Raw genomic sequence first — 8,529 nt, forward strand, 5'->3', positions numbered from 1 at the left:
GCCCACTCGCTCGCTGGCGGGACTGTATCCTAGAATACATTTTACCCACCAAACCTAAGAGGCCAAACATTAGGCCTAGGCTAAGACTATGGAATTTATACTGCAAAAACAAGGGGAGAATCACGGAAGCACAATTTCTACTAATTCCCTAGAAATTGTCTCGGGAAACTATCGTCTCTTGGCCCGTCTGGATTCTCCTTTTGCTCATATTGAAGTGCGTATCGATTACGAATCTCCCGAAAGTAGTGAAAGATATACTCATTATTATCGATCGGATGCCGGGGGTTGGCTAGAAATTTTTTCCTATCGAGATTTGGGAATAGGTAGCTGGAAAATTCGCTGTTATGGGGATATTCTGGCAGAATTGGGGGGGCAAGGTTGGCAAGAAATGTTAACTTTAATTGTTACTCCTGTTAAGATCAATTATCTGGCTCAATTAGAACAGTTAATTAAGACCGAAATTGAACCTTTATTAGTACAAGAATCCTCTCCAGAGATGGTAAAATTAGAATTGGCTGATTTAACTAATAATTCTGCCTTTGTTTTTGATTTATGCCTACCAGAGGAAACAATGACTGCTAGAGAAGGGGTAACTCTAGAACTGCCGGAACCTGCTAATATGAAAAAGAGCCTTCAAAGTTTATCTAATCGCAATTCTGCACCTTTACCACCGAAAATATCCGGTTCTAATTCTCGCCGAAAATCACCGCAACTTCCCCCAATTCCTAAAAATAAATAGGGTTTGCTGAATAAATGTGAAAACCTTGTTGGGTAAAACTTTTAGACCTTTTGCCCATCAAAAAGTGCCGACCCTTGGAGTGATTGGGGGGAAAATTCAGGTACTTTTTCCCTGAAAATTAGATAATTGACCAGATGAAAATCTGTAAAACCCTACACCCTACACCCAGAAAAAACTTTTTCAGCAAACCCTATGTAATGATGAGGTGAGGCAGCAACTTAAACCTAAGATTTTTTCAATAACTTCTGACGAACTCGCGAGATTAATAGGTCTAATTCAGGTAACTTCAATAACATCGCACCGAGGAGGAATAAACCCACCGCTACGGTCGAGGCCAAACCCAACTGTAATAATTGCAAGAAAATATTACCAGCACCGAAAACCTTTTCCCAACCCCAACTAGCTCCCCAACTAGCAACACCAGAAAGCATTGTAATTACCGTTAATCCCAATAAGGATAAACCCCATTCTCCCAAGGGTAAACCCCCTAAACGACGATTTAAAATCACCGTAAAAATGCCCATAGAAATGATATTAACCCCCACGGTTGCTAAAACAATCCCCGGAGTACCAAAAGGTTTATACAAGAGGAAATCCAGCGCACCATTGAGAAAAATATTTACCATACTCACCTTAAAAGGAGTTTCGCCATCACCCAAAGCATAGAACACTCGTACTAAAACATCGCGACCGAGATAGAAAAACATCCCGAAACCGTAGGCCATTAATACGGGAACCACCTGTTCCGAGGCAGCCAGATTAAAGGCACCCCGTTGATAGATAACCCGCACTACAGGGAAAGCGAGGGCGATAAAGATAGCGGTGAAGGGTAACATGGTTAAAGCGGTCAATAATAAACCCTGACGGATTCTTTGCTTCAATTCTCCCCAATTTTCCGGTTCCGTCAGTCGAGAAAATATCGGCATAAACGGCACGAGAATCATGTTAGACATGATGCCCAAGGGCGTGAGAACGATAAAACTGGCGTAACGCATGGAAGCGGCGGCATTTTCGATAAAAGAAGCAAAAAAGAGGTCAGTATAAACGTTAATATGCAACATTCCCGAAGATAAGGTCGCCGGAATCATCACCCGCAACACCTCCGACACCCCCGGTATCCGCCAATCCCAACGAAATGTTAATTTTCCTAAACCTGCCTTGACTTGTGCGCCCACTTGTGCCAACCATTGCCAGATCGCCCCGATGAGAGTACCGCCGGCGAGGACAAAACCCCCTAGTTGAATGTATTGCGGATTATCAATGCGATCGCCAAGTGACCAGGCCAGCAAACCCACCCCGATAATTACCGCCACACTGGAAAAAAGCGGACTGAGACTCGGTAGCCAGTATTGGTCCGCCGCGTTGAGAGTACCGAAACCGATGCCGATTAAACCGGCTAAAACCGCCATGGGGGCCATAATTTGCAGTTGTTGAATGGCCATGCTGCGGGTGGCGGCATCTAAACCGGGGGCGAGAACATCGATAAAAATATTGGCAAAAACGATTAAAAAGACGGTGACAGCTAATAAAATCGCGCTGACTAGGGTGGTGACAGTCTCGACAATCGGCGCGGACTCGGATTTATCTCTTTTGGCCAAAACACTGACCAAAGCGCTGTGAAAGGGGCCGTTAATACCACCCAGGAGAATTAACAGAAAACCGGGGATAACGTAGGCAAAAGCGTAGGCGTTCACCACTGGCCCAACACCGTAGGCAGCGGCAATTACCTGTTCGCGGACCAAACCAAAAACCTTACTGATTAAGGTGGCAACGGCGACAATTCCAGCAATACCGGCTAAGGAACGGGTAGCTTTCTTAGTAATGATGACACCTCGAAAGAAAACAACTGCATTGATCGATTCTACCCGTTTCTGTGTTCCAGGAGAAAAGCGCTCTCTAGTTGGAAAATTTAACTTGACTGGACTGTATAACAGCCATTTTCCCGCACAGACCCCTAGAGAGCTTTTCTCATAAATATGAAGTATAAGCTAATTCGGTATCGACGCTCGACTCCCATCTGAGCATTAAGATAACTGTTCTCAGTAATTATTGAGAAAATAAATCCCCATACCTTATTTCCTCGTGGCACAATAGAGACAAAGTATAAAAAACTTAACAATAAGGAGAGGTTCGATGGTTGCTACACCAGTCAAAACAAAACGTCTCACCGTGCAGGTGGCCAATCTCAGCGCAGACACCACCGCTATTCGTTCCCTCGATTGGGATCGCGATCGCTTCGATATTGAATTCGGATTACAAAACGGTACGACTTATAACTCCTATCTGATTCGTGGGGAAAAAATCGCCCTGGTGGATACCTCCCACGAAAAATTCCGTCAACTATATTTTGATAGCCTCAACGGATTAATTAACCCCCAAGAAATCGATTATTTAATTATCAGTCATACCGAACCCGATCACAGTGGGTTAGTCAGAGATATATTGCAACTCGCTCCCAATATTACCGTCGTTGGGGCGAAAGTAGCAATTCAGTTTTTAGAGAATTTAGTTCATCATCCCTTTCAACGTCAACTGGTCAAAAATGGCGATCAGTTAGACCTAGGCAACGGTCACATTCTCGAATTTGTTAACGCTCCTAATTTACATTGGCCCGATACTATTTTTACCTACGATCACGGTTCGGGAATTTTATTTACCTGTGATGCCTTCGGAATGCACTACTGTTCCGATGATCTTTACGATGAGCAATTAAGTGTTATTGAACCGGATTATCGTTTCTATTATGAATGTTTAATGGCTCCTAATGCTCGTTCCGTACTAGCGGCGATGAAACGGATGGAACCCCTGGGTAATATTAATCTCGTGGCTAATGGTCATGGACCGCTATTAAAACATAATATTACCGAATTATTGAACCATTATCGTGATTGGAGTCAGGCACAAACTAAGGGAGAAAAAACCGTCGCTGTTTTCTATATTTCCGACTATGGTTATAGCGATCGCCTCTGTCAATCCCTGGCCAAAGGTATTACTAAAACCGGTGTGGCTGTAGAAACTTTAGACCTGAAATCCGCCGATCCCCAAGAGGTAAAAGAATTAGCTTCTTCTGCGGTGGGAATCGTCATCGGTACTCCCCCCGTTTCTGGTATTAATGCCCAAGAAATTACGGGAAATCTAGGCACAATTCTCGCCTCGGTTAACCCCAAACAATATATCGGAATGTTTGAATCTCAAGGGGGTGATGATGAATCAATTTTACCTCTATTTAATAAGTTTCGTGAAGTTGGTTTAACCAAAGCTTTTGATCCCATTCGTAGCACAGAAACTCCTAACGAGAGTCTCTATCAACGCTGTGAAGAAGCGGGTACAGACATGGGACAACTATTAACCCAAGAGGTAAAAGTTAAACAAAGAAAATCCCTTGATACTGACCTTGATAAAGCCATCGGACGGATTAGCGGTGGTCTATATATTATCACCACCAAGAAAGGAGACAGAAGCGGAGCAATGGTCGCTTCTTGGGTGACGCAAGCAAGTTTTGATCCTCCCGGTTTTACCGTTGCTGTGGCCAAAGATCGGGCGATCGAGTCTTTAATGCAAGTGGGGGATCAATTCATTTTAAATATTCTGGAAGAAGGCAATTATCAAACCCTGATGAAACACTTTTTAAAACGTTTCGGACCTGGGGAAGATCGTTTTGCAGGAGTCAATACTCGCACCGCTAATAATGGTTCCCCAATTTTAGCCGATGCCCTCGCTTATTTAGAATGCGAGGTAGTTAGTCGCATGGAATGTGCTGACCACTGGATTGTTTACAATAAAGTCACCGATGGTCGCGTTTCTAAACCTGATAGTTTAACGGCTGTTCACCATCGCAAAGTCGGTAATTATTATTAGGATTCTTGCTTGATTTGACTGGTTGAGAAAATACAGATCAAGATGCTTGCTCTCAGCTTTTGAGATGGTTTAACCTCTCAACCAGTTAGTCATACTAAATCCGTTGAGTATAGGCTACATATCAGGAGAGGCAATAGGCACTCTTGCAATAGGCAAAAGGAGCAATAGATAATCAGTTTTTAATAACCGGATTTAGTATCACATCTGATCACTGATTACTTACCCACTGATAACTGATAACTGATAACTGATCACTGATAACTGATCACTGTTCCTATTGACTAACCCCCGCAGATTTAAGGGCTTTTTCCATTAAAATTACATGGGTACTGCTTTCCTGTCCCTGGTTGGCAGGACGACGCTGAATATAACTGCCATCGGATTGTAATTCCCATGCTTGCCGGTTATCTGACAACATGATGCCGAGAATTTCTTCCAGTTCCTTGGCGATCGCTGGGTCATCAATGGGTGTCACTGCTTCCACGCGACGAGTCAGGTTCCGCGTCATCCAATCGGCGCTACCAATATAAACCTCCTCCTGACCACCATTGTAGAAGTAAAAAATGCGGGAATGTTCCAAAAAGCGGCCGATAATGCTAATTACTCGGATATTTTCGCTCACTTCCGGCAATCCGGGCCGTAAACAACAGATCCCACGAATAATTAAGTCAATCTGCACACCAGCACGAGAAGCGGCGTATAAGGCTTCTATAATCGGTTTATCGACAATAGAGTTCATTTTTGCCACAATGCGCCCCGTACCCCCATTTTTACAGTTTTTGGCCTCGCGCTCAATCATTGCTAACATCCGTTTTCGCAAACTCACGGGAGCAATTAAAAGTTTGCGATAGGATTGCTGACGGGAGTATCCGGTCAGAAAGTTAAATAAATCGGTGATATCTGCCCCCAAATCCTCGCGACAGCTAAGTAAGCCCAAATCAGTGTATAATTTAGCTGTTTTTGGGTTATAATTACCCGTGCCAATATGGAAATAACGACGGATTTTATCCCCTTCTTTTCTGACCACGAGAACCACTTTCGTATGGGTTTTGAGACCAACTAAGCCATAAACAACGTGAACTCCGGCTTGTTCGAGCTTTTTCGCCCAAGTAATGTTATTTTCCTCATCAAAGCGTGCTTTTAGTTCCACTAACGCCGCTACCTGTTTCCCATTTTCCGCCGCCGCAATCAGGGAATTGACAATCGGGGAATCTCCGGAAGTACGATACAAAGTCATTTTAATCGCTAAAACATGGGCATCATGGGCAGCCTGGGCGATAAACTGTTGTACTGAGGCACTAAAGGAATGGTAAGGGTGATGAACGAGAATATCGTTATTGCGAATTAAAGTAAAAATATCTTCGCCATCCTGTTCTAGTATCCCGTCTTCGTTACCGTCAACTATTTCTCGCAATCCCTGTAAAACCGGTGGGGTGACGGGATTCCAAGGCGGATCTTTCAGTTCGGGACAGGGTAAGGACAGAAAATAAAATAAATCCTTGTGTCCCAGCATTCCATCCACATCGTAAACATCGATCTCCTCAAGTCCGAGATCGCGCATGATCCGGTTTTTAATATTGCTAGGAGTAGAACTGTGAATTTCCAGACGTACTGCCGATTTACCAATGCGGCGCTTGCGGACTTCTTCCTCGATCGCTAATAATAAATCATCGGCCTCATCTTCTTCGACGGAGATATCGGCGTTGCGTGTCACCCGAAAAGGATAACATTCTTGAATGATCATGCCGGGGAAAAGTGCCTCTAAATTGTGCATTACCACCTGTTCAAGGGGTACTCCCGTCCAAATCGAAGCTTTTCCGTCTTGGTGGCGTAATTCCTTGGATAATGCCAGAAAACGGGGGAAAACCTGCGGCACTTTCACCCTGGCAAATAGTTCTTTATCGGTGTCGGGATCGCGAACAACTACGGCTAAATTGAGACTGAGATTAGAAATATAGGGAAAAGGATGACTAGGATCCACCGCCAGGGGAGTTAAAACCGGGAAAATATTTTGTTCAAAGTAATCATGGAGATAATTGCGCTGTTCTTGATGCAAATCCACATAGTTAATCAGATGAATTCCCTGTTCTACTAAGAGGTTTTTCAGGGTGTGTTCAAAAAGATGATCCTGCTGTTGCACAAGGGGACGCAGACGGTTACTTATCTCGGTTAGCTGTTCCGAGGCAGTCCGGCCATCGGCACTTAAAACGGCTACATTTGCCTCTACCTGTTGTTTAAGAACTGCCACCCGTACCATAAAAAATTCGTCGAGATTGGCACAAAAAATGGCGGTAAATTTTAATCTTTCTAGTAGGGGAGTCCGAGGATCAAGTGCCTCATAAAGCACGCGATGATTAAATTCTAACCAGCTTAATTCTCGGTTAAAGTAATATTGCGAATCTTTAAGATCGATTTCGGAAGTTACGGTGGACGCTTTAGCCATAGAGTCTAATACCTAAATAATAGATTAAACAGTTAGTAAGAAGCCACTTCAGCCTAAATTTGACTATTTTGGGCGTTTTTGGCCATACTACCCCAGATTAAGCCAAGTTACCCCGATTATCTTGGATGCTAATGCTACTGATTCTAGCCTGACTAGGGAAAAAATCAATTTATTAAAAGGTTAAGAAATCAGTCCCGACAGATCAAGGTTAAATTAATCTTTCGGTGAAATTAGAGTAGCAGTAAGAAGAATAGGCATAATTTGCTGAGAATATCGTCTTTAAAGCCTCACCTTGATTATAACACAAAGTCAAGCCGAGCCGATTTGTTAAATATATCATCTCCAAGTTCCGGCAATAATCTAATCCGAATCAGAATATTTGATAAGGATGATGATTAGATTGCCAATTGACCATTAGTTGATATATTTGTGTTTGATAAAAATAAGATAACTCATAAGCTAATCTTAAGTCTCTTTCCAAGTCTTCTTTTTTAACATCAGTAGCATTCAATGTACCTAAAACTTTACAGAGTGCGTCCGATAAATCCTGTTTAATTTGCTGTTCATCTAAGGACAGTTTCTGAGAATGATTTTTGATAATTATAATTAATTCGTCAATATCTATTGACAGATTATTTTTGTCAATAAACTTACCAAACTTTAATCCTTCAAACTTTAAATCCAACTTATTTTTCTTAAAGTCCAGAAACCCGTTTTCTCAAAGAAAACGGGTTTCTAAATAGTTTCTTGAAGAAACCCGTTTTCTAGGTGACTTAATGCTTCTTTCCAGGGTTCATCATAATTGGCGGTTGTTGGGTTCATTTGAGTTGTCCGCTTACTCCTAGGGGGTGAAGCGCGACAGCGTAACGCACCGATTTAATAATAGAGGTGGTGAGTTACGGCGGCTTGTTAATTTTGGTTTTTTGACGGAATTGATAGCCGCCTAACGCACCCTACGCCTACTTAATTAAACAAAGAAATTACCCACTGGAATGCTTCCTAAAGCAGGTAAAGTACCAGTAAATCCAGTGATATTTATTAATAAATCATTGCTGGATTGGAAGCCAGCCGTGCTATCATTAATAACGAGGTAAGTTCCAGCTATTGCACCGGTTGTTACTTGCACTAAGGCTGCACTATTAATCCCTAATCCTTGATTACCTGTAGTCGCTCCATTGGCATCAGTAAATACCTGATTGACTAAATTGTCTAAAGTGGTAGCAGTGCTATCAGCAGCGCGACTGAAACTGCTAGGCGCACTCATGGGAAGTCCACCTTGAGTTAATAAGTCAATTTTATCAGTATTGATGGCAAAATCCGTGATACGATCGCTTGCTGCTGCGGTGGACTGACTAAATTGGAAAATGAAGATGTCTGTCCCCGTCCCACCGGTTAAAGTATCGGTTCCAGCAGCACCATTGAGGGTATCGTTACCAGCGCCACCCACTAGAATATCATTACCTAAGCCACCAACTAGACTACTTGGGGA

At 42.9% G+C, this 8,529-nt stretch carries 6 protein-coding genes; 2 read left to right on the plus strand and 4 right to left on the minus strand.

Translation table 11 applies throughout. The features are described from left to right. The first annotated feature begins 88 nt into the window (after positions 1–88). Positions 89–739, plus strand: coding sequence for a hypothetical protein (locus MICAI_RS04155; RefSeq protein WP_008198203.1), 651 nt, complete (start codon positions 89–91; stop codon positions 737–739). Positions 740–963: 224 nt separating this feature from the next. On the opposite strand, the gene murJ is transcribed toward MICAI_RS04155, so the two are convergent. Next, complete coding sequence (murJ, locus tag MICAI_RS04160) at positions 964–2,673, minus strand: murein biosynthesis integral membrane protein MurJ (RefSeq protein WP_198285280.1); 1,710 nt, start codon at positions 2,671–2,673, stop codon at positions 964–966. Between the two features lie 199 nt (positions 2,674–2,872). Here murJ and MICAI_RS04165 point away from each other — a divergent pair, with 199 nt between their 5' ends. Then, positions 2,873–4,597: a diflavin flavoprotein gene (locus MICAI_RS04165; RefSeq protein WP_008198209.1), complete on the plus strand. Its 1,725-nt coding sequence runs from the start codon at positions 2,873–2,875 to the stop codon at positions 4,595–4,597. Between the two features lie 274 nt (positions 4,598–4,871). Here MICAI_RS04165 and ppk1 read toward each other — a convergent pair whose 3' ends face one another. The 3 genes from ppk1 to MICAI_RS04180 form a co-directional block, all read right to left on the minus strand. Then, on the minus strand, positions 4,872–7,040 hold the full coding sequence (ppk1, locus tag MICAI_RS04170) for a polyphosphate kinase 1 (RefSeq protein WP_008198211.1): 2,169 nt from the start codon (positions 7,038–7,040) through the stop codon (positions 4,872–4,874). A gap of 370 nt (positions 7,041–7,410) precedes the next feature. Next, a complete protein-coding gene (locus tag MICAI_RS04175) occupies positions 7,411–7,725 on the minus strand; it encodes a hypothetical protein (RefSeq protein ID WP_008198213.1) in 315 nt (104 codons plus the stop codon). A gap of 282 nt (positions 7,726–8,007) precedes the next feature. After that, the coding region (locus tag MICAI_RS04180) for a bluetail domain-containing putative surface protein (RefSeq protein ID WP_051011152.1) at positions 8,008–8,529 on the minus strand (522 nt) is incomplete at its 5' end.

Source organism: Microcystis sp. T1-4, assembly GCF_000297435.1.
Lineage (GTDB): Bacteria > Cyanobacteriota > Cyanobacteriia > Cyanobacteriales > Microcystaceae > Microcystis.

What these genes read in the sequence shown, in the direction of transcription:
- MICAI_RS04155 (WP_008198203.1), top strand. Translation starts at nt 89, where the DNA reads ATGGAATTTATACTGCAAAAACAAGGGGAGAATCACGGAAGCACAATT.
- MICAI_RS04165 (WP_008198209.1), top strand. Translation starts at nt 2,873, where the DNA reads ATGGTTGCTACACCAGTCAAAACAAAACGTCTCACCGTGCAGGTGGCC.
- ppk1 (WP_008198211.1), bottom strand. Translation starts at nt 7,040, where the DNA reads ATGGCTAAAGCGTCCACCGTAACTTCCGAAATCGATCTTAAAGATTCG.